General features: G+C 42.4%; 17 protein-coding genes and 1 pseudogene. 10 read left to right on the top strand and 8 right to left on the bottom strand.

Annotation, left to right across the window (positions count from 1 at the left end):
- Positions 1 to 34: 34 nt before the first annotated feature.
- The 7 genes from BSAG_RS01830 to BSAG_RS01800 all read right to left on the bottom strand — a co-directional run bounded on the left by BSAG_RS01830 (position 35) and on the right by BSAG_RS01800 (position 6,713).
- The gene (locus tag BSAG_RS01830; protein WP_004315984.1) at positions 35 to 637 is read right to left on the bottom strand and encodes a nitroreductase family protein; all 603 of its coding nucleotides are present in this window, start codon (positions 635 to 637) and stop codon (positions 35 to 37) included.
- Between the two features lie 11 nt (positions 638 to 648).
- Positions 649 to 3,396, bottom strand: coding sequence for a methionine synthase (gene metH, locus BSAG_RS01825; protein ID WP_004315985.1), 2,748 nt, complete (start codon positions 3,394 to 3,396; stop codon positions 649 to 651).
- Between the two features lie 88 nt (positions 3,397 to 3,484).
- A complete protein-coding gene (smpB, locus tag BSAG_RS01820) occupies positions 3,485 to 3,937 on the bottom strand; it encodes an SsrA-binding protein (protein WP_004310798.1) in 453 nt (150 codons plus the stop codon).
- Positions 3,938 to 3,946: 9 nt separating this feature from the next.
- Positions 3,947 to 4,492, bottom strand: a complete 546-nt coding sequence (locus tag BSAG_RS01815) for a Yip1 family protein (RefSeq protein WP_004315986.1) — start codon at positions 4,490 to 4,492, stop codon at positions 3,947 to 3,949.
- A gap of 32 nt (positions 4,493 to 4,524) precedes the next feature.
- Positions 4,525 to 5,289 (bottom strand): hypothetical protein, encoded by a 765-nt coding sequence (locus BSAG_RS01810; protein WP_008997755.1) that lies wholly within the window; start codon positions 5,287 to 5,289, stop codon positions 4,525 to 4,527.
- An 82-nt stretch (positions 5,290 to 5,371) separates the two neighbouring features.
- Positions 5,372 to 5,872 carry a DMP19 family protein gene (locus BSAG_RS01805; RefSeq protein WP_008021714.1) on the bottom strand — a complete coding sequence of 167 codons (501 nt, stop codon included), beginning with the start codon at positions 5,870 to 5,872 and terminating at the stop codon, positions 5,372 to 5,374.
- A gap of 436 nt (positions 5,873 to 6,308) precedes the next feature.
- Positions 6,309 to 6,713 (bottom strand): HsmA family protein, encoded by a 405-nt coding sequence (locus tag BSAG_RS01800; RefSeq protein WP_004315990.1) that lies wholly within the window; start codon positions 6,711 to 6,713, stop codon positions 6,309 to 6,311.
- A gap of 238 nt (positions 6,714 to 6,951) precedes the next feature.
- Between BSAG_RS01800 and BSAG_RS01795 the strand changes: the two genes are divergently transcribed.
- The 6 genes and pseudogenes from BSAG_RS01795 (at position 6,952) to BSAG_RS01775 (ending at position 10,957) form a co-directional block, all read left to right on the top strand.
- The gene (locus tag BSAG_RS01795; RefSeq protein ID WP_004296942.1) at positions 6,952 to 7,653 is read left to right on the top strand and encodes an iron-sulfur cluster assembly scaffold protein; all 702 of its coding nucleotides are present in this window, start codon (positions 6,952 to 6,954) and stop codon (positions 7,651 to 7,653) included.
- A gap of 19 nt (positions 7,654 to 7,672) precedes the next feature.
- Positions 7,673 to 8,683 carry a GGGtGRT protein gene (locus BSAG_RS01790; protein WP_004315991.1) on the top strand — a complete coding sequence of 337 codons (1,011 nt, stop codon included), beginning with the start codon at positions 7,673 to 7,675 and terminating at the stop codon, positions 8,681 to 8,683.
- A 307-nt stretch (positions 8,684 to 8,990) separates the two neighbouring features.
- Positions 8,991 to 9,290 carry a nucleotidyltransferase family protein gene (locus BSAG_RS01785; protein WP_004315992.1) on the top strand — a complete coding sequence of 100 codons (300 nt, stop codon included), beginning with the start codon at positions 8,991 to 8,993 and terminating at the stop codon, positions 9,288 to 9,290.
- On the top strand, positions 9,283 to 9,621 hold the full coding sequence (locus BSAG_RS01780; protein WP_004315993.1) for a DUF86 domain-containing protein: 339 nt from the start codon (positions 9,283 to 9,285) through the stop codon (positions 9,619 to 9,621). Before BSAG_RS01785 ends, BSAG_RS01780 begins: the two co-directional genes overlap by 8 nt.
- 142 nt (positions 9,622 to 9,763) lie before the next feature.
- A pseudogene (locus BSAG_RS24645) lies at positions 9,764 to 9,937 on the top strand (GGGtGRT protein); the annotation flags it as partial.
- 657 nt (positions 9,938 to 10,594) lie between these two features.
- Positions 10,595 to 10,957 (top strand): DUF1622 domain-containing protein, encoded by a 363-nt coding sequence (locus BSAG_RS01775; RefSeq protein WP_004315995.1) that lies wholly within the window; start codon positions 10,595 to 10,597, stop codon positions 10,955 to 10,957.
- Between the two features lie 145 nt (positions 10,958 to 11,102).
- On the opposite strand, the gene BSAG_RS01770 is transcribed toward BSAG_RS01775, so the two are convergent.
- Positions 11,103 to 11,504 (bottom strand): FKBP-type peptidyl-prolyl cis-trans isomerase, encoded by a 402-nt coding sequence (locus BSAG_RS01770; RefSeq protein WP_004315996.1) that lies wholly within the window; start codon positions 11,502 to 11,504, stop codon positions 11,103 to 11,105.
- A gap of 100 nt (positions 11,505 to 11,604) precedes the next feature.
- On the opposite strand from BSAG_RS01770, the gene BSAG_RS01765 reads away from it, so the two are divergent.
- The 4 genes from BSAG_RS01765 (at position 11,605) to BSAG_RS01750 (ending at position 21,509) form a co-directional block, all read left to right on the top strand.
- Positions 11,605 to 17,235, top strand: coding sequence for an alpha-2-macroglobulin family protein (locus BSAG_RS01765; RefSeq protein ID WP_004315997.1), 5,631 nt, complete (start codon positions 11,605 to 11,607; stop codon positions 17,233 to 17,235).
- Between the two features lie 149 nt (positions 17,236 to 17,384).
- Entirely contained in the window at positions 17,385 to 19,826 is a 2,442-nt protein-coding gene (gene pbpC / locus BSAG_RS01760; RefSeq protein ID WP_008997756.1) for a penicillin-binding protein 1C, read from the top strand.
- A gap of 26 nt (positions 19,827 to 19,852) precedes the next feature.
- Positions 19,853 to 21,028, top strand: a complete 1,176-nt coding sequence (locus BSAG_RS01755) for an MFS transporter (RefSeq protein WP_004315999.1) — start codon at positions 19,853 to 19,855, stop codon at positions 21,026 to 21,028.
- A gap of 46 nt (positions 21,029 to 21,074) precedes the next feature.
- Positions 21,075 to 21,509: a hypothetical protein gene (locus tag BSAG_RS01750; RefSeq protein ID WP_008018526.1), complete on the top strand. Its 435-nt coding sequence runs from the start codon at positions 21,075 to 21,077 to the stop codon at positions 21,507 to 21,509.
- Positions 21,510 to 21,618: the final 109 nt, after the last annotated feature.

A 21,618-nucleotide genomic window follows, 5' to 3' on the forward strand; every position in this document is an offset into this window, starting at 1 on the left:
AAGGAAATTATTGAAAAGACAAAACTTTTGCTTACTAATACTGATTATAATGTATCTTTTTCTCGTCAAATTTCTGTTTCGGGTTCTCTTTTGTAGCCGGATAGCCGAAAGGAATGACACAAAGCGGAAGGATATTATCAGGTAGATTGGTATATTTGCGTACCACCTGCATACGGTCTTCATAAGGATAGGCAGCTGTCCATACAGCCCCCAGTCCCAGACTTTCGGCAGCCAACAGAATATTTTGCGCTGCTGCTGAACAATCCAAATACCAATAAGACGAACGTACAGAATCTCCGCAGACAATGATAGCGTTACGGGCTTGGGTTAACATCTTTGCATAAGGAAGCGCAGCAGCCATTGAATCCAGTTTGGCACGGTCGGATACTACTATAAATTCCCAAGGACGGACATCTTTACCCGAAGGGGCAGCCATTCCGGCACGAAGCATCAAGTCTATTTTCTCTTTCTCCACTCCCTTATTCAGATAAGTACGCACACTTTTACGTGCGAAGATATTATCCAAAGCAGCATTTCCGGTTTCGGACGTTCCTTTTTCTTCTTTGGTAGAAGAACATGCGCTCATAGCAACAACTATTGCTGCAATCAGACATAAGAAAGAGAAAATCTTTTTCATTGTGATACTATTTAAAACAGATTCAACTTATTTTTCTGCGCCTCTTCCAATGAAACCGTTTCACGTTTCAGCAGACCGCTTTTTTCACGAAGCGCCTCATATTCGCTATTCAGTTCGTTCACCAATTCGGCTTTCAGCTGTGGATTCAATAATTTGGAAGCAACACTTGCATTCTGGGAAGCATCTTTCAGATGTACCACCGGAGCGTGATAGACAGGAGCAATCTTCAATGCCGTATGCATTTTCGATGTAGTGGCCCCACCAATCAGAAGAGGAATATCCAGTCCTGCTTTTTCGAGTTCCAAAGCCACATGCGCCATTTCTTCCAAAGAGGGAGTAATCAGACCACTCAATCCGATCATATCCACTTTTTCTTCAATGGCACGCTGCACAATGGTTTCCGCCGGCACCATCACTCCCAAGTCTACAATATCATAACCATTGCAAGCCATCACCACCGCTACAATATTTTTTCCAATATCGTGCACATCGCCCTTTACAGTTGCCAGCAACACTTTTCCAGCCGCGGCGCTTCCTTCCACTTTTTCCGATTCGATAATCGGCTGCAGGATAGCTACGGCTTTTTTCATCGTACGGGCAGTCTTCACAACCTGGGGAAGGAACATCTTACCGGCACCAAACAACTCGCCTACATAATTCATTCCATCCATCAACGGGCCTTCAATCACATCGACTGCTTTATCATAAAGCGGCAATGCTTCCGCCAAATCCTGTTCAAGGAAATCTCCGATTCCTTTCATCAAGGCATATTTCAAGCGTTCCTGAACGGATTCTTCTCTCCACGCATCTTGTTTGGCAGCTGGTTGTCCGGCAGTTCCGCTCATAGTTGCTTTCAGCGATTCCGCCAATTCTATCAGTCGTTCCGCTGCGTCCGGACGACGATTCAAGACGACATCTTCTATCTTTTCCAATACATCGGTCGGGATATCACTATATAACACGGAAGTACCCGGATTCACAATCCCCATGTCCATTCCTTGCTGAATGGCATGATAAAGGAATACAGCGTGCATCGCCTCACGGATATAATTATTGCCACGGAAAGAGAAAGAAAGGTTACTGACTCCTCCGCTAATATGAGCACCCGGAAGATTCTTTTTGATCCATGCGGTAGCTTCAATGAAATCTACAGCATAGTTATTATGTTCTTCGATCCCTGTGGCTACGGCAAGCACATTGGGGTCAAAAATAATATCATGAGGATTAAAACCTACTTTATCTACCAAAAGACGGTAAGCCCGTTCGCAAACTTCTATTTTACGGGCGGCTGTATCTGCCTGACCTTTCTCATCAAAAGCCATTACGACGGTGGCCGCTCCATATTGGCGGATGATACGGGCATGTTCGAGGAAAACTTCCTCACCTTCTTTCAGAGAAATGGAGTTAACGATTGACTTTCCTTGCAGACATTTCAGGCCGGCTTCAATCACTTCCCATTTGGAAGAGTCAATCATTACCGGAACACGGGCTATTTCCGGTTCGGACATGATAAGATTCAGGAAAGTAGTCATCTCTGTCTTTGCGTCCAACAGTCCGTCATCCATATTGACGTCAATCACCAAGGCACCATCTTCCACTTGTTGACGGGCGATGGAGAGAGCTTCATCATATTTCTTTTCGTTTATCAGACGAAGAAACTTACGAGAACCGGCTACGTTGCAACGTTCGCCGACATTTACAAAGTTAATTTCCGGTTTGACTTCCAACAGTTCAAGCCCGGAAAGCCACATACAATCCGGTGCAAGAGCAGGGATGTGTGGTTTAGCACCTTTCACGAGGGCGGGATATTCGGCAATATAGGCATCCGTCGTTCCACAACAGCCGCCAATGATATTGATTAGTCCTTCTTCGATATATTCTCTCACTTCGTGAGCCATATCAGCAGGTGTCTGGTCATACTTACCCAGGCTATTCGGTAATCCGGCATTCGGATAGGCGCTAATATAATAAGGTGCACGAGCTGCCAGTTGTTCAAGGAATGGTTTCAATTGGCGGGCTCCGAAAGAACAGTTTAAACCGACAGAAAAGATATTGGCATGTTGCATGGAAGCAAGAAATGCGTCCAATGTCTGGCCGGACAATGTTCGTCCGCCAATATCGGACACCGTTACAGATAACATGACAGGCACTTCGACACCTGTTGCTTTCATTGCTTGTTCGGCTGCAAAAATAGCAGCTTTAGCATTCAGGGTATCAAAGATTGTTTCGATCAGAATGGCGTCTACGCCACCTTCAAGCATTGCTTCCATCTGTTGCTGATAGGATGCAGCCAGTTCGTCGTAACTCAAAGCACGATAAGCCGGATTGTTCACGTCCGGGCTCATAGAGCAAGTCTTATTGGTTGGTCCCACAGAACCGGCTACAAAACGCGGTTTATCGGGATTCTTTGCAGTGTACTCGTCGGCAAGGTCACGGGCTAGTTTTACGGCTGCCAGATTCATCTCACGCACGTATTCTTCTACGTGATAATCAGCCATAGAAACTGTAGTCGAACTGAATGTATTGGTTTCGATGATATCCGCACCTGCTTCCAAGTATTTACGATGAATATCCTGAATCACGTCGGGACGTGTAAGACACAATAAGTCGTTATTCCCTTTCAACTGTCCGGGGATATGCGCAAACCGTTCACCACGAAAATCTTCTTCCTTGAGGTTATATTGTTGAATCATTGTACCCATTGCCCCATCCAGAATAAGGATGCGCTCGGATACGACTTGAGAAATTGTCTTTTTCATTACCCTATCACATTAATACCTAATTACCTACTCTGCCATCTTCTGCCAGACTCTTCGCAGTCCGGTGTTTATCTTATAGCGGTTTTACTTACCGCTTGAACATTCTTGCCATATCTCTACGGTCGTCTTTCTCCTTTATAGATTCTCGTTTATCATATTCTTTCTTACCTTTCGCCAAAGCGACTACCAGTTTCGCCAAACCTTTCTCATTGATAAACAAGCGTACAGGGACAATCGTAAAGCCGGGATTTTTCATCTCCCGCTGAAGTTTCTCCAATTCTTTTTTACTAAGCAACAACTTCCTCTCTCTACGTGCCGTATGGTTATTGTACGATCCATAGAAATATTCGGCAATGTGCATATTCTTCACCCACAATTCGCCTTTCGTAAAATAGCAAAACGTATCTACCAGACTGGCTTTTCCCAAACGAATGGACTTTATTTCCGTACCGGTCAATACAATACCTGCTGTGTAGGTATCTATCAGCTCGTAATCAAACGTAGCCCGTTTATTCTTTATATTTACAGGAGGTTGTTTCATCTTTACTCATTAATTAAGTATGGCCGTCAGCCTATTAAACACGATCTGTATCACCGCCGGACATAGTATTAACAATACAGACGACAAAAGGGTGTATTTTAATCGTTGTTTTTCTTCTACTCCCATCAGTATAGGAACTCCCTCCCATACCACATAGACGATGTAGAACTGCAGCAACCAAGCAATAATTCTAAAATCAGGTAATAGTCCGGTTACTATCTGAAGCAGGAAAGACACAACCAATGCATATCCTGCAAACTGTTGTGTCAACGGCATATTGCTATGCATGCCAAACATTCTTGTTCCCATTTCATTGATGGCATAAGCTGCCAGAAAATAGCCACCGAACAAGGCTACAGCTACGGCGCAACAATTGGTCATAGCTATCTGGAAACTTTGCGGACCTCCCCACCCATTCGTCAATAACGAACCGATGAATACGGACAGACCGCATAAACCAATCATAGGATAGACAAAAGCCATAAATACTTTTCGCCTATCCTCTTCCATAGAAATTTCCTCCCAGGCCTTGGCCGGAGAGGAAATCAATTTCATTGCTATGTTAAATAGTTCTTTGTAATTCAATGTTATTCTGTAAATGCGTAATCATATTCAACCGAAGTTTCTCCATTCTCTTCTTTTAATTCATCTTTCGAATTATTGGTTTGAGCTTTCAATACCAGATATTTCGGTAACTTACCTTCTGTTTTACTACTAAACGCATTAAGAGCTGAACTAATTGAATATGCTCTATATGCATATGTAAAATTAGAACGAGTCACACTCTCACCTTCTTCATCATTTACACGATGACTAATATATAAATTCAACTTTGTATCAGTACTCTTTATTTCATCAGGATTATAGTAAAGAATAAATGAGTGTTTTTTTACTTCTGATTCTTCAACACTGGAATTGGTAACTTTCCCCCAATATGGCATTGTCAAAACAATCGTATTTTTGTCATAATATACCAGACTTGACTGTTGCTTATCCAATGAATAAAGAGGATTAGTAGGCTCTGATTTAATTGCACTTAATCTCTCATTGTCTTTAGGGTCAATACAAAGCGGAGTAGATAGCAAAGTAACTGGTATACTAGTACTGTTTGCTGTCACCTGTGATTGGTCATATTGGCATGAAATTATATACATATTTCCATCCAAAAAGCCCAATTCTGTAGTTGGAACCAACTTCGTAGTTGCATCCCCCATCAGAAATGATCCATAATTATACTTAACAGGAACAGTCATTGTAACATTGTGGTTATCATCTCCATTCATACAAGAAGTAACTGACATACCCATAACCACAGCCATCAAAGCCACCAAGAAAAATTTCACTTGTTTCATAAACATATTTTTTAGATTTTGCAAAGATATAAATTCTAATTCATAATTAATAAATGCAAGTACTTAAAAAATACTGCATCCGTTACTTTATTATTTTTGCAAAAAGTTCCAAATGATCATCTACGTAGCTTGCAATCAATGCTGTGACTTGTTCTTCCATCTCTAAATAGGCTTCTTCCAACTCATCAAAAGCTTCATATTGCTCGTACATAGCCATAAATTCATCATCCGTCCGTTCCTTTTCCAAATCTTTCCGGTTGGCATCAAAGATTTTCTTAGCCTTATAAACTAATTTCGAAAACTCTTCCGCCCCCCACAAACGCATCACTTTCGCAAACGGATTATCAAATATATAACCACCATAGCCATTCTGAATCAATTGGCAGAACCCGCCAACCATCATCTCATCACGAAAAATCTGATAAGCCAGCAAAGAATGTTGTTCTCCCGTCAACAAAGGCATCGTTTCCGCAGTCAATTCACCACCAATTACCTCTTTATATTTATCTGTAAACGCCTGGATAAATTCATCCATTCCTTCACCCGCAGCCTTTTGTAAGGCTGATTCTACAACTTCGATCATAATCTTCTTTATATAATGATGCAGCAAAGCTACGAATTTTATTCTACATCCAGTAATAATCTCTCCATAATCTTGCCAATCTTAACTTCATTATCCGTCCTCCACGTTCTTCACACGATCCATATCATCTCATTTACAGACACTTCCTGTGAACAAATCATATAAAACACGGTATTCACATCCTTCACAGAATATGTATTTCACAGTTTCACCACATAGTGAGAACCAATACTTGCTATATTAATAGAAACAGGCAAATAGCATATATATCCCGAATGAAAAGCAACTGTTTAATAACAGACGACTCCAGTCGGCTATCCAGTCAACTCTAGTCGGCTAATCAGACAACGATAGTTGTCCGAATCGCCGGCTATCGTCAGCCGACAAGAATATTGTAAGGTGATTTATGAATAGCCGGCTCTATTCAGGCTGTTTATTATACATGTAATCGCATCCCCAAATAAACTCCTATTAAATAAGGTATAAGCCAAATGCACCAAACTACAATGCTGAAACGATTAAAATGTCTCTTTTCTATAGGCGTTCCCTTCACATAGGTCCATATCGCCCATAACGCATGTACAAACATCAGAAGAATAGCAATTGCCCCTGTCACCGTATGCATTTCGTCATGCAGATGAGTAAGTTCGGCAATATGCTCCATCAGGCTTGTACCCACCGTGTCGGCCAGCAACCCGAGAAGAAAGAAAATGATATGCCAAAACTTTAATTTCCTTTGAAGACGTTCTCCCCAAACACCTATCGTATAAAACACAAGCGCAGATGAAATAACGCAAATTGCCGCTATTGAATAATGTATATCTATCTGATTCAGTTCCATAAATTTTCTTTTTCTAATAACAACAAAGCACAGGATAGATAGTTCTCGCGGTCTCAATCTTTCACAAATGCAATCCCGACTTTACAAACGACGAAAAAACGTAAACAGATTTGTCTCTTTTCACAAAAAAGTAATAAAAGGCGATTTGCAGAAACAAATAAATCGACTACCTTTGTGGGCGATTTAGAGAATCGTGACTACGTATTTTTAATTATATCACTTAAAAAAAGAGCTAATTATGACTTATTCACACGAAGTGGAACACATGTGTGTTGTAAAGAAGGGTCCTAACCACGGACCGGCTCCCATACCCGAAGAAGGCAAATGGGTAAAATCTAAAGAAATCGTTGATATTTCTGGTTTGACACACGGTATCGGTTGGTGCGCTCCTCAACAAGGTGCTTGTAAACTGACACTGAACGTTAAAGAAGGTATCATCCAGGAAGCCTTGATCGAAACAATCGGTTGCTCTGGTATGACTCACTCAGCTGCTATGGCTTCTGAAATCCTTCCGGGTAAAACAGTTCTTGAAGCATTAAACACTGACCTTGTTTGTGACGCTATCAACACTGCAATGCGCGAACTTTTCTTGCAAATCGTATACGGACGTACTCAATCAGCTTTCTCTGAAGGTGGTTTGATTATCGGTGCAGGTTTGGAAGACTTGGGTAAAGGTCTGCGTAGCCAGGTAGGTACTCTTTATGGTACTTTGGCTAAAGGTCCTCGTTACCTTGAAATGGCAGAAGGTTATATCAAACAAATCTTCTTGGACAAGAACGACGAAATCTGCGGATACGAATTCGTACACATGGGTAAGTTCATGGACGAAATCAAGAAGGGTACTGATGCTAACGAAGCTTTGAAGAAAGTTACAGGTACTTACGGACGCGTAACAGCAGAACAGGGAGCAGTTAAATCTATTGATCCACGTCACGAATAATATAAGGAGGAAAGAAACAATGATTAGAGAAGTAAAATTCGAAAGCCAAGACCGTCGTATCAAACAGATTATCGCTGCTTTGAACGCTAACGGCATCAAAGATATCGAAGAAGCTAACGCTATCTGTGAAGCTCATGGACTTGATCCTTATAAAACGTGTGAAGAAACTCAGCCTATCTGTTTTGAAAATGCAAAATGGGCTTATGTTGTAGGTACTGCCATTGCTATTAAAAAAGGTTGTACAAACGCTGCTGAAGCTGCTGAAGCTATCGGTATCGGTCTGCAAGCATTCTGCATCCCGGGTTCTGTAGCTGACGACCGTAAAGTTGGTATCGGCCATGGTAACCTTGCTGCTATGTTGCTGCGTGAAGAAACTAAATGTTTCGCTTTCCTGGCAGGTCACGAATCTTTCGCTGCTGCTGAAGGTGCTATCAAAATCGCTGCTAAAGCAGACAAAGTACGTAAAGAACCGTTGCGTTGTATCTTGAACGGTCTTGGAAAAGACGCTGCTCAGATCATCTCTCGTATCAACGGCTTTACATACGTTCAGACTCAATTCGATTACTTTACTGGTGAACTGAAAGTTGTTCGCGAAATCGCTTACTCTGACGGTCCTCGTGCAAAAGTAAAATGTTATGGTGCTGACGACGTTCGCGAAGGTGTAGCTATCATGTGGAAAGAAGGTGTAGACGTATCTATCACAGGTAACTCTACTAACCCGACTCGTTTCCAACATCCAGTTGCAGGTACTTACAAGAAAGAACGTGTTCTTGCTGGTAAACCATATTTCTCTGTAGCTTCAGGTGGTGGTACAGGTCGTACTCTTCACCCGGATAACATGGCTGCCGGTCCTGCTTCATACGGTATGACAGATACGATGGGTCGTATGCACTCAGACGCTCAGTTCGCCGGTTCATCCTCAGTTCCTGCTCACGTAGAAATGATGGGATTCCTTGGAATTGGTAACAATCCTATGGTAGGTTGTACAGTGGCTTGCGCTGTTGACGTAGCTCAGGCCTTGAGTAAGTAATTCAAATAATTACCATATAGTAAATCCCTGTAACTGATAAGGTTATGGGGATTTTTATTTTCAGTATGTTCGTAGGTTGAACTGCTGATTTACCTCTCTCCTACCTTTCTAATATAGTTTAGTTTTGTATTCCTACCTAATACTGATTTCACTTTACTAAGATGAATATAGATACTACTTTAAACTAAAAAAGAAAGTATTTATTAGTCCAATGCAAAAAAAGTAGAGTATTAATACAACTATCCCTAATGATACCTTGTTAAAGTAAGAGTTATTAATTATCTTTGCATTGAAAGGAGATACACCTATGAAGCTGATTGAAAATAATATCCAAAAGATAATTGACCTATGCAAAAAACATAAGGTACATAAATTATTTGTCTTTGGTTCTGTTCTTACGAGTCGTTTTAATGACAACAGCGATGTTGATTTAATTGTCGATTTTAATAAGGCAGAAGTAAGCGATTACTTTGATAATTTCTTTGATTTCAAATATGCTTTAGAAAATTTGTTTGGTAGAAAAGTAGACTTACTGGAAGAACAGACTATTAAGAATCCATATTTGAAGAAGAATGTGGATGCAACTAAAACTTTAATCTATGGATGAATTAATAAAGAAACACTTGCAAGATATTCTAACTGCCATTGAAGAAGTAGAAAGTTTCTTCGGCAATGCTCCTAAAGTTTATGATGACTTCTATAGTAACCTATGCCTTAGACGAGCCGTTGAAAGAAACATAGAAATTATTGGTGAAGCTATGAATAGAATACTAAAAGTTGATAAAGATATAGCTATAACCAATTCTCGTAAAATAGTAGATGCCAGGAATTATATCATACATGGCTATGATAGTCTATCCGTAGATATACTTTGGAGTATGGTTATTAATCATTTGCCAAAACTAAAAAATGAAGTAACAGCATTACTAAATATATAAGGTTTGTGACTTATTCACGACCATTTATTCAAAGCAGAGAGATTTATAATCTGGAGCGTTCTTTAAAACATTTCAATATTAACCTGTAAAACAATCATTTACGATTAATTTGATTGAATTATAGGGATGCAGTGTCGCTACTTCATACGGTATGACAGATACGATGGGGCGTATGCACTCAGACGCTCAGTTCGCTGGTTCTTCATCTGTTCCTGCTCACGTAGAAATGATGAGATTCCTGGGAATTGGTAACACCCCGATGGTAGGTTGTACAGTAGCTTGTGCTGTTGACAGAGCTCAGGCTTTGGGTAAGTAATTTATTACTTTTATACATAAGGAGAGTCCTCAATACAGCACTCTCCTATTTTTATTTAAAAACAAAAACTTTTGGAATAGCGTTTCCATTCTATATTTATAAAAAGATATTGGCATAAACACCAAAGAATTATTATATAACAATGCTAATTTATCAACTGAACTTTGTTGGATATAAACCTAATAACCATATCTGCATAAGTTCATAATCAATAAAATTATGGAATACATCAACGAATTTCACAAGCAATGGATAGAGCGTACTCGCAAGTCAATAGCATTATGGAGCAAGCAGCCAGCCTCATTAGAAGAAAAAAGGAAGCAACAAGAACGTTTGGACCAACAGAGAGCTATAAGAGAAGGCAAATTGAAGAGTTAATTTCATTTGCCAATTCAGACGATTTATGGATCCCCCCTCTAATTTGAATATAGAATTCTTAAGTAAAGATGGAGAAAATGAGTCTATACAGGAGATGAAGATATAGTTGTAAAGCTGAACAACTTTGAGTACACAGGCGATACTTTATGGAATAGATGGAGATTTGTATTTTATTGATACACAAATTAGATTGAGAACTCAATCCTAACGAAAGATCTATTTAAGAACTAATATACAACTTCGCTTGTTTATATAACAGATACTAAACATTATACAACAATGCTACTCACATTCTTAAATACACTCGCCACTATCATCAGTGTTATCAGTCTACTGATTGTGACCTATGGTGTGCTCGTTGGTTTCGTTGCCTTCCTGCGCAATGAGATAAAACGGTTCAACGGAACTTATACCATTAATAATATCCGGCAGCTTAGAGCAGATTTCGGCAGTTACCTTTTGCTGGGACTGGAATTTCTAATCGCATCCGACATTCTGAAAACTGTAGTTGATCCTACTTTGGATGAGCTGGCAATCTTGGGCGGAGTTGTTGTAGTAAGAACTGTACTTTCTGTGTTTTTGAATAAAGAGATTAAAGAACTGGCAGAAGATAATTCTGCCAAGGACATAAAGGAACTATAAGATAGGTCAGCATTATTAAATGTCTCCAAAGCTGCATATTTTTATTACCGGATATTTCTACTTTTAGCTACCTTTGCAAAAGCAAATCCTTTATGAAGAAGCTAAAAGAAAAATATCCATGCATCTGATCGTATATAGCTCACCTCTATGCAACTCCAAGCAGTTCCACTTCGAATATCAATGTCGAGTAAGCAGGAATAGAATCAAAAGATTTAATACCATATCCCATTGCATAAGGTATATAGATGATCCATTTATCCCCAACGTGCATTTTCTGAAGTGCTACCTGCCACCCTTCTATTACATCACTAAGACGTAAGGCATCGGGACAAGTACGTTCATAAGAATTATCAAATACCCGGCCATCAATCAGACTTCCTTTGTAATGCACGGTAACAATACTCCGCGCACCCGGAGAAATCGTACCTTCACCAGTTTCCAAAACTTTGTAATAAATTCCACACGGCAATGCGAAAACACCTTCCTGAAATGACAGCTTTTTCAGAAATCGTCGATTGGCATCTTTGTATTCTTTCTTTTTCCCCATAAATAAATTGATTAAGAACTTGCAAAAATAATCAGAATAACAAAGGATTTAGCATAAAAACTGTATATTTGTTTGTTGAACTATAAAAAAACTCATCGCTATGGGACTAACAAAGACTACACGTAGCATTAGTGCTACCGGACTACTCCTACTTATCATGATGACTGTGGGCCTATATTCATGCACACGTACTCAAAAAGACATCATTCCTTCTGCCGATTATGCACCGTATGTAAATGCGTATACGGGAGGAGTTATTTCACAGAATTCAACCATACGCATAGAGTTGACCCATGACCAACCCATGGTGGATCTGAACAGTGAGTTAAAAAACAATCCGTTCAGCTTTTCCCCTTCATTAAAAGGAAAAGCATATTGGGTAAGCAACAACACCATTGAGTTTGTGCCGGAAGAAGGAGCATTGAAACCGGGAACGCTCTACGAAGGAACTTTCCGGCTTGGAGACTTCATTGAAGTGGACAAAAAACTAAAAGAGTTCAACTTCTCATTCCGTGTGCAGGAACGTAACTTCACTTTGCAGTTGGAGTCGTTACCAATTACAGCTGCCCAACCGGATGAAATAAATATTAAAGGAGAAATACGCTTCAGCGATGTAGTGAAAAAAGAGGAAGTGGAAAAGATGCTGACTGCCAGCGATGGCAAGAAGAGTTATCCGGTAGAAGTCACCGCGACAGACAACCTTACCCGGTATCAGTTCAACATCAGACAAATACCCAGAGAAGCTGATGATTACCCATTAACCATTACAGCCAATGGTAGCCCGGCTGGCATTGACCGTAAACAAAGCGAAGAAGTGCTGATACCGGCTAAAGATTGCTTCCGTTTTATGTCTGCCGAACGCATTGAACAACCGGAAAACGGAATTGAGATTGTTTTCTCCGCTCCTTTATCCACTACCCAGGATTTAAAAGGACTGATTGAGATTCCGGAAGTCTCTTCATCTATCTTCCAAATCAGCGAGAACAGAGTCTTCATCTATTTCGAAGCAAACACACAGAACAAACTGACGTTGAATATCCATGAAGGAGTCAAAGACAGTCAAGGTAAAGCGCTGGGAACTTCACATACGATCTCGTTCAGTGAAGTTAGTCTGAAACCACAAGTAGAAATGTCTACCTCCGCCGCCATCCTGCCCGACTCGAAAAGTCTGATTATTCCTTTCAGGGCTGTCAACCTGTATGCTGTGGACTTGAGCGTGATTCGTATCTTCGAGAATAATGTATTGATGTTCATGCAAACCAATTCACTCGCCTCGACCAATGAACTACGCCGCTCGGGAAGACTGGTTTACAAGAAAACATTATGGCTTGCCAAAGATGCTTCCAAAGATATTCATCATTGGGGAGATTACTCAATAGACCTTGCCGGGTTGATTCATCAGGAGCCGGGTGCCATATACCGTGTCATACTTTCATTCCGTCAGGAATACTCCGCTTATCCTTGTGGAGGAAACGAGAATCAGGATATGAAATTCGCCGACAGTAACACATCCGACGGGTTGACCAAAGTAAGCGGAAGTGTCTTGTCTGAAGAAGATGAAGCCATCTGGAATACGCCCGAAGCTTACTATTATTACAACGGAGGAACAATGGACTGGAGCGTGTACCGATGGACGGAACGCGACAATCCATGCCATCCATCTTATTATATGAATTCAGACCGAATTGCTGCATGTAATGTGTTTGCTTCCAATCTGGGGATGATTGTAAAACGGAATTCACTGAACAAACTATGGATTGCCGTAAGCAATATTTTGGACACCAAACCGATAGGAAAAGCACAAGTAACAGCATATAACTTCCAGTTACAGCCCATAGGAAAGGGAGAGACCAATGGAGACGGGTTCGTTGAAATCACTCCGAAGGGCGTACCTTTCATTATCGTGGCAGAATCGGAAAAGCAAAAGGCGTATGTGCGTGTCGTAGACGGTGAAGAACAGTCCGTCAGCAGATTCGATGTAGGAGGAAAAGATATTCAAAAGGGATTGAAAGGATTCATATATGGCGAAAGAGGAGTATGGCGACCGGGAGACACATTGTACATTTCCTTTATATTGGAGGACCGCGAAAAGAGAATCCCCGACAAGCATCCCGTAGCACTGGAAATATACAATCCGAGAGGACAGTTCTACACCAAAATGATTTCAACGCAAGGAATGAACGGATTTTATACATTCGACGTTCCGACACAGGCTACAGATCCAACCGGGCTCTGGAATGCATATATTAAAGTAGGAGGAACCACCTTCCACAAAGGTCTGCGTATCGAAACCATAAAGCCCAACCGCTTGAAAATAAACCTGGCATTGCCGAAGATTCTTCAAGCTACGGACAAGGATGTCTACGCCCCACTCACTTCAACCTGGCTGACAGGAGCCACTGCCTCCAAATTGAAAGCTAAAATAGAAATGTCTTTATCTAAAGTGAATACACAGTTTAAGAATTACGGACAATATATCTTCAATAATCCGGCCACGAATTTCACAACTATCAAAACTGATATATTCGACGGTACACTGGATGCAGAAGGAAAAACCAGCGTCACACTGAAAGTTCCGACCGCAACCGAAGCACCGGGTATGTTGAATGCAACTTTCACCACCCGTGTATTCGAACCGGGAGGAGATGCCAGCATCTACACCCAAACAATCCCGTTCTCGCCATTTACATCTTACGTCGGTATCAACTTGAACCAACCGAAAGGCAAATATATTGAAACGGACAAAGATCACGTATTCGATATTGTGACTGTAAACACGCAGGGACAGTTAGTGAACCGTACTAATCTAGAATACAAAATATACCGCATCGGCTGGAGCTGGTGGTGGGAGAACAGCGGTGAATCTTTTGGCACTTACATCAACAACAGTTCCATCACACCTGTTGCCAGCGGCAACTTACAGACAAGAGGCGGGAAAGCATCCTTCAAGTTCCGCATCGATTATCCGTCATGGGGACGATATTTGGTTTACGTAAAAGACAAAGAGAGCGGACATGCCACTGGAGGAACCGTTTATATAGACTGGCCGGAATGGCGCGGACGTTCGAGCAAAACAGATCCCAGCGGTATCAAGATGCTTGCTTTCTCTCTGAACAAAGATTTGTATGAAATTGGAGAAACAGCCACAGCCATTATTCCTGCAGCAGCGGGAGGACGTGCACTGGTATCTATCGAAAACGGTTCGACAGTATTACGTCAGGAATGGATAGAAGTCTCCAACGGAGGAGATACGAAATATACATTCAAGATTACGCCGGAGATGACTCCGAACGTATATTTGCATATCAGTCTGTTACAGCCTCATGCGCAAACAGTCAACGACCTGCCTATCCGTATGTACGGTGTTGTTCCAGTATTTGTCACTAACAGTCAGACAGTATTGCAACCGCAGATACAGATGCCGGAAGTGTTACGCCCGGAAACCAACTTCAACGTGACCGTCAGCGAAAAGAGCGGTAAACCGATGACTTATACATTGGCGATTGTAGACGACGGTTTATTGGATCTTACCAACTTCAAGACCCCGGACCCATGGAATGATTTCTATTCACGCGAAGCGCTTGGCATCCAGACATGGGATATGTATGATAATGTATTGGGAGCTTCTGCCGGAAGCTACAGTTCGCTTTTCAGCACAGGTGGAGACGCCACACTGAAACCTGCCGATGCTAAAGCAAACCGTTTTAAACCGGTAGTCAAGTTTATAGGTCCTTTCTATCTGGGAAAAGGAAAGAGCCAGACGCATACATTGAAACTTCCGATGTACGTAGGTTCGGTACGTGCCATGGTGGTTGCCGGACAGGACGGTGCTTATGGCAATGCGGAAAAGACTGCCTTCGTACGAACTCCATTGATGATGTTGTCTACTTTGCCCCGTGTGCTTAGTATTCAGGAAGAAATTACCGTTCCGGTCAATATCTTTGCGATGGAGAATCAAGTAAAGAATGTGACCGTATCCCTTCAGGCATCCGGTGGAGGAGTACAGATTGTAGGAACTAACCAACAATCGCTCAAATTCACCCAACCGGGAGACCAGCTTGTCTTCTTTACCTTAAAAACAGGCAGCAAAACCGGAAAGGCTACGATCCACCTGACAGCAAATGGCAGCGGACAACAAACCAAAGAAACCATTGAAATAGACGTACGCAATCCGAATCCGGTAGTAACCCTGCGCAACAGTCAATGGATAGAAGCCGGACAAAGCAAAGAATTGTCATACAACCTAAGCAGTTCTTCCGCAAATAATCAGATCAAGCTGGAAGTATCCCGCATACCTTCGGTAGATATCAGCCGTCGGTTCGACTTCTTATACAATTATCAGCACCATTGCACGGAGCAGTTGACTTCCAAGGCTCTGCCTCTTCTGTTTGTCGCTCAATTCAAGACGATAGATAAGACGGAAGCCGAAAAGATAAAGACGAATGTACAGGAAGCTATCCGGCAGATTTATGGTCGTCAGCTCCCCAACGGCGGATTTGTATATTGGCCGGGGAATGCTGCTGCCGACGAATGGATTAGTTCTTATGCTGGAATGTTCCTGACGCTGGCACAAGAAAAAGGATATGCCGTTCATGCGAATGTACTGAACAAGTGGAAGCGCTTCCAACGTGCAGCCGCACAAAACTGGCGTATGCCACAGGAGGCAAGCGGTTGGCAGCAATGGCAGTCGGAATTGCAACAAGCCTTCCGTTTATATACCCTTGCATTGGCAGGAGTACCGGAATATGGAGCTATGAACCGAATGAAAGAACAGACCGGATTATCAATTCAGGCCAAATGGAGACTGGCAGCCGCATACGCACTGACCGGAAAGATGAAACCGGCTGAAGAACTTGTGTATAATGTAGAAACAACGGTGAACCCCTACTCTTCCATGAATCAGATTTACGGTTCTTCCGATCGTGACGAAGCAATGATTTTGGAAACACTCATCCTGATGAACCGGGAACGGGATGCTTTACAACAAGCGAAAGTCGTTTCTAAGAATCTGTCACAAGAGGATTGGTTCAGTACACAATCTACCGCTTTTGCTCTGATGGCAATGGGACGTCTGGCAGAAAAGTTATCAGGCACACTGGATTTTGTATGGTCATGGAACGATAAACAGCAACCGGCTGTAAAATCAGCCAAAGCTGTGTTTGAAAAAGAGATCGCTACCACTCCAAAATCCGGCACTGTTTCTGTGAAGAATCAAGGAAAGGGAGCACTTAGCGTAGACCTTATCACACGTACGCAGTTATTAAACGATACGTTACCAGCTATCAGCGATAACCTCCGCATGGATATAAGATATGCTAACCTAAACGGTACACCGCTCTCTGTCAATGACATCATACAGGGAACTGACTTTATGGCTATCACCTCAATATCCAATATTAGCGGTACTTCCGATTACACTAATCTGGCACTGACGCATATCATACCGTCCGGTTGGGAAATATACAATGAAAGAATGGTTGCTCCCGAAACGGAAAACGCAGCAGCCGACGGCTCCGGTCAATCAGTCAGCAAGTACAGCTATCAGGATATACGTGATGACAGGGTATTGACCTATTTCAATCTGCGCCGCGGTGAGACAAAGGTATTCACTGTCAGGTTACAAGCGACCTATGCCGGTAACTTTATTCTCCCTGCCGTTCAATGTGAAGCAATGTATGATGTAAACGTACAGGCACGAAGCAAAGCAGGAAGAACAACTGTCAGCCGATAATATTTGGCACGGATTACACGGATTTCACGGTTCTACTCGTTCACTTAAACCGCGTAATCCGTGTAATCCGTGCCTAATTATTTCGTACCTTATTATTTCGTACTTAATCATTTGTCACAAAGATATGTCTCTTAGCTTTTAATATTTAAATGAATCCTATAAAATTCTTCAAACGATTATCTGTCACTAAGAAAGTAATGACTATAAGCATTACTCTTTTGATAATAGGATACATCTTTTGCCTTCCCCGGCAACTGTTTCATGTACCCTACTCTACCGTTGTGACTGATCGAAATGAAGAATTATTGGGAGCACGTATCGCATCGGACGGTCAATGGCGGTTTCCTCCCCGAAAGACAACACCCGAAAAAATCAAGCAATGCCTCATTACCTTTGAAGACAAACACTTTTATCACCACTGGGGAGTTAATCCGTTAGCTACCGGAAGGGCACTCTATCAAAATTTAAAGAACAAACGTGTCGTAAGCGGAGGAAGTACCCTTACCATGCAAACCATTCGTCTCGCCCGGAACAAACCTAGAACTCTCGGAGAGAAAGTCGTTGAAATGATATGGGCTACCCGTCTGGAATTTCGGGCTTCCAAAGAGGAAATCTTATCCATGTATGTCTCTCATGCACCATTCGGAGGAAATGTTGTAGGATTGGATGCTGCTGCCTGGCGTTACTTCGGTCATTCTGCCGAAGATTTATCATGGGCGGAATCGGCTATGCTGGCTGTCCTCCCCAATGCCCCTGCCATGATCCATCTATCCAAAGGACGAAAGACACTGCTTTCCAAACGCAACCGTCTATTAAAGCAACTTCTTGAAGAAGAGATTATCGACGCATCCACCTATGAATTAGCTGTCAGCGAACCGTTACCCGACGAGCCGCATCCGCTTCCTCAAATAGCTCCCCACCTAGTCAGTCGTTTCTATCAGGAAAGAAACGGGCTATATACCCGTTCAACCATAGACAGAGGAATACAAAGCCACATAGAGAGTTTGGCAGAACGGTGGAGCAACGAGTTTAATCGAAGTGATATCCGCAACCTGGCAATTCTGGTTATCGACATTCCCACCAATCAAGTAGTAGCATACTGCGGAAATGTACATTTCGACCGTAAACAAGGAGGAAGCCAAGTAGATGTGATCCAAGCTCCCAGAAGTACAGGTAGTATTTTAAAGCCCTTTCTCTACAATGCCATGCTACAGGAAGGAAGTTTACTGCCGAAAATGCTGTTGCCGGATGTACCGGTTAATATCAACGGATTTACTCCTCAAAACTTCAGTATGCAGTTTGAAGGAGCAGTCCCCGCTTCCGAAGCCCTTGCCCGTTCGTTGAATATCCCGGCTGTAACCATGTTACAAAGATATGGAGTACCCAAGTTTCACCATTTGTTGCAACAGATGGAATTCAAGACCATCAATCGGACAGCCTCTCATTATGGTTTGTCACTAATTTTAGGAGGTGCAGAAGCAACATTATGGGATGTAACGAATGCCTATGCACAAATGGGACGAAGCCTTTCCAGCAGCCCCTCCCCGACCGTATCTCAAGGAAAGGAAGCACAGATACTACTGGAAACAGAAAATACAGAGCAAATAAACAATGATACGAAGCAAACAAGCCGTAATCATAAAAGCAATCATAACAAGCAGGAAAAACGAGAACAAAGTAACTCCAGTCCTCTCTCCGTAGAAGAGGATTCGGAAGAAACCACTTCGGCTAAAACAGGAGCAGCTTGGCTCACCCTCTCCGCCTTAACAGAAGTCAACCGTCCCGAAGAGATTGACTGGAAATCAATTCCATCCATGCAAACTATCGCATGGAAAACCGGAACCAGCTACGGATTCCGTGATGCGTGGGCAGTGGGGGTGACTCCGCGCTATACAGTAGGCGTATGGGTAGGCAATGCAACCGGAGAAGGAAAGCCCGGATTGGTTGGTGCACAAACAGCCGGTCCTGTATTATTCGATATATTCAGTTACCTCCCTTCTTCACCGTGGTTCGAACGTCCCACAGGCGTTTTCGTTGATGCAGAAATATGCCGCCAGTCCGGTCATCTGAAAGGACGTTTCTGTGAAGAAACTGATACCGTATTGATTCTTCCTGCCGGATTACGGACAGAGGCTTGTCCTTACCATCATCTCGTCACTCTATCTGCTGACGAAAGCCACCGCATCTATGAAAACTGTGCAAATACCGAACCTACCATTCAGAAATCATGGTTTGCCCTGCCACCTGTATGGGAATGGTACTATAAGCAGCACCATCCGGAATACAAACCACTGCCACCTTTCAAAGCCGGCTGTGGAGAAGATTCTTTCCAATCCATGCAGTTCATCTACCCTCCGATGAACGCCCATATCAAGTTGCCCAAACAATTGGACGGCAGTAAAGGGTTTCTCACGGTCGAACTGGCACACAGCAACCCCAATGCGACTATCTTTTGGCATCTTGACGACACTTATCAGACACAGACGCAGGATTTCCACAAAATTTCCCTGCAACCCGCTCCCGGCAAACATTCCCTGACGGCAGTAGACGGAGAAGGCAACACAGTTTCCACTACTTTCTTCATCGAATAAACATCTTATTTTATTATCTTTGCCGCATGAAACAGCCATTAAAAGAAAACGGAGGACTACCGGCATCCATCCTCTGGACACTTGCTATTGTGGCAGGTGTCTCGGTAGCCAACATCTATTATATCCAACCTCTATTAAATATGATACGCCATGAACTTGGCATATCAGAGTTCAGAACTAACCTGATTGCCATGGTCACGCAAATAGGCTATGCGGCAGGACTGTTGTTCATCACCCCCTTAGGCGACTTATATCAACGAAAGAAAATCATCCTTGTCAATTTCACCGTCCTGATCTTCTCCCTCTTGACGATTGCCCTGACACACAGCTTCCATCTGATACTCATCGCTTCATTCCTCACGGGAGTCTGTTCCATGATTCCACAGATATTCATTCCCATAGCCGCCCAGTTTTCCCGTCCGGAACATAAAGGCAGAAACGTAGGAATTGTCTTATCAGGACTATTGACCGGTATTCTGGCTTCACGTGTCGTCAGCGGATTTATCGGTGAACTGATTGGCTGGCGGGAAATGTATCACATTGCTGCAGGCATGATGTTTATCTGCGCGATTGTTGTATTAAAAGTCCTTCCCGATATTCAAACCAACTTCCAAGGAAAATATAGCGACCTGATGAAATCTCTGTTAGCCTTAGTGAAAGAATATCCGCAACTACGCATTTATTCGATTCGGGCGGCACTGAATTTCGGTTCCCTCCTTGCCATGTGGTCCTGTCTGGCTTTTAAAATGGGACAAGCTCCGTTCTTCGCCAACAGCGATGTAATCGGTATGCTGGGACTTTGCGGAGTAGCCGGTGCACTGACTGCTTCTTTTGTCGGAAGATACGTAAAACGGGTAGGCGTACGCCGCTTCAACTTTATCGGCTGCGGTTTGATTCTCTTTGCATGGTTGTTGTTCTTCGTCGGTGAAAACACCTTTGTCGGTATCATCGCCGGTATCATCATCATTGACATAGGAATGCAATGTATTCAGCTAAGTAACCAGACAAGTATCTTCGAACTAAATCCGCGTGCTTCGAACCGTATTAATACAGTTTTCATGACTACTTACTTTATCGGTGGTTCTATGGGAACATTTCTGGCAGGCAGCTTTTGGCAACTGTATGGCTGGCACGGAGTTATCAGTACCGGAGTTGTTTTAACCGGGATTTCTTTATTAATTACGATTTTCTACAAGAAATGAGTCAACAAAACGAACACTCAAACCGTTTATTATAAAAAAAACGCCAATGAAATACGGAGTTAACAGACAAATCTTACTTATCACAGCCGGTGCCGTCTGGATTATAGCCGGTGCCAATATTCTGCGAATAGGAATTGTGACCTGGTTAAACACTTCCCAAGATTGGATGTTCAAAATAGGAGAAGCCACCGTGGTTTTCTTATTATTCTTCGTATTGGTTTTCAGAAGGCTCTACTATAAACATACCCAGCGAATCGAGCAAAAGAAAGAACGCCGGAATTGTCCGTTCTCCTTTTTCGATGTGAAAAGCTGGATTACAATGATATTCATGATTTCCCTGGGAATCACCATCCGTAGCTTCCACCTCCTGCCCGAAACGTTCATTTCTGTTTTCTATACCGGATTATCCATCGCCCTCATCCTGACAGGGGTGCTTTTCATCCGTTACTGGTGGATCAGGCGCAAGACTTTTGCCAGTTGAGCCGTCTCCTACATATTCCAATCAAATATAAACATCTAATAATTTTTATTACCTGATGTTTTGAAGCAAAAGATTTCATTCTTTTTTGTTGTATCTTTGCGCGGCTATC

This window comes from Bacteroides sp. D1 (genome assembly GCF_000157095.2).
GTDB classification, from domain to species: domain Bacteria; phylum Bacteroidota; class Bacteroidia; order Bacteroidales; family Bacteroidaceae; genus Bacteroides; species Bacteroides xylanisolvens.

Bases quoted from the DNA above. Each gene is read 5' to 3' on its own strand.
- pbpC (WP_008997756.1), top strand. From the start codon at position 17,385: ATGAATCCTATAAAATTCTTCAAACGATTATCTGTCACTAAGAAAGTA.
- BSAG_RS01765 (WP_004315997.1), top strand. From the start codon at position 11,605: ATGGGACTAACAAAGACTACACGTAGCATTAGTGCTACCGGACTACTC.
- BSAG_RS01815 (WP_004315986.1), bottom strand. From the start codon at position 4,492: ATGAAATTGATTTCCTCTCCGGCCAAGGCCTGGGAGGAAATTTCTATG.
- smpB (WP_004310798.1), bottom strand. From the start codon at position 3,937: ATGAAACAACCTCCTGTAAATATAAAGAATAAACGGGCTACGTTTGAT.
- BSAG_RS01775 (WP_004315995.1), top strand. From the start codon at position 10,595: ATGCTACTCACATTCTTAAATACACTCGCCACTATCATCAGTGTTATC.
- BSAG_RS01755 (WP_004315999.1), top strand. From the start codon at position 19,853: ATGAAACAGCCATTAAAAGAAAACGGAGGACTACCGGCATCCATCCTC.
- BSAG_RS01810 (WP_008997755.1), bottom strand. From the start codon at position 5,289: ATGAAACAAGTGAAATTTTTCTTGGTGGCTTTGATGGCTGTGGTTATG.
- BSAG_RS01805 (WP_008021714.1), bottom strand. From the start codon at position 5,872: ATGATCGAAGTTGTAGAATCAGCCTTACAAAAGGCTGCGGGTGAAGGA.
- BSAG_RS01785 (WP_004315992.1), top strand. From the start codon at position 8,991: ATGAAGCTGATTGAAAATAATATCCAAAAGATAATTGACCTATGCAAA.
- BSAG_RS01780 (WP_004315993.1), top strand. From the start codon at position 9,283: ATGGATGAATTAATAAAGAAACACTTGCAAGATATTCTAACTGCCATT.
- BSAG_RS01795 (WP_004296942.1), top strand. From the start codon at position 6,952: ATGACTTATTCACACGAAGTGGAACACATGTGTGTTGTAAAGAAGGGT.
- BSAG_RS01830 (WP_004315984.1), bottom strand. From the start codon at position 637: ATGAAAAAGATTTTCTCTTTCTTATGTCTGATTGCAGCAATAGTTGTT.
- BSAG_RS01750 (WP_008018526.1), top strand. From the start codon at position 21,075: ATGAAATACGGAGTTAACAGACAAATCTTACTTATCACAGCCGGTGCC.
- BSAG_RS01790 (WP_004315991.1), top strand. From the start codon at position 7,673: ATGATTAGAGAAGTAAAATTCGAAAGCCAAGACCGTCGTATCAAACAG.
- metH (WP_004315985.1), bottom strand. From the start codon at position 3,396: ATGAAAAAGACAATTTCTCAAGTCGTATCCGAGCGCATCCTTATTCTG.
- BSAG_RS01770 (WP_004315996.1), bottom strand. From the start codon at position 11,504: ATGGGGAAAAAGAAAGAATACAAAGATGCCAATCGACGATTTCTGAAA.
- BSAG_RS01800 (WP_004315990.1), bottom strand. From the start codon at position 6,713: ATGGAACTGAATCAGATAGATATACATTATTCAATAGCGGCAATTTGC.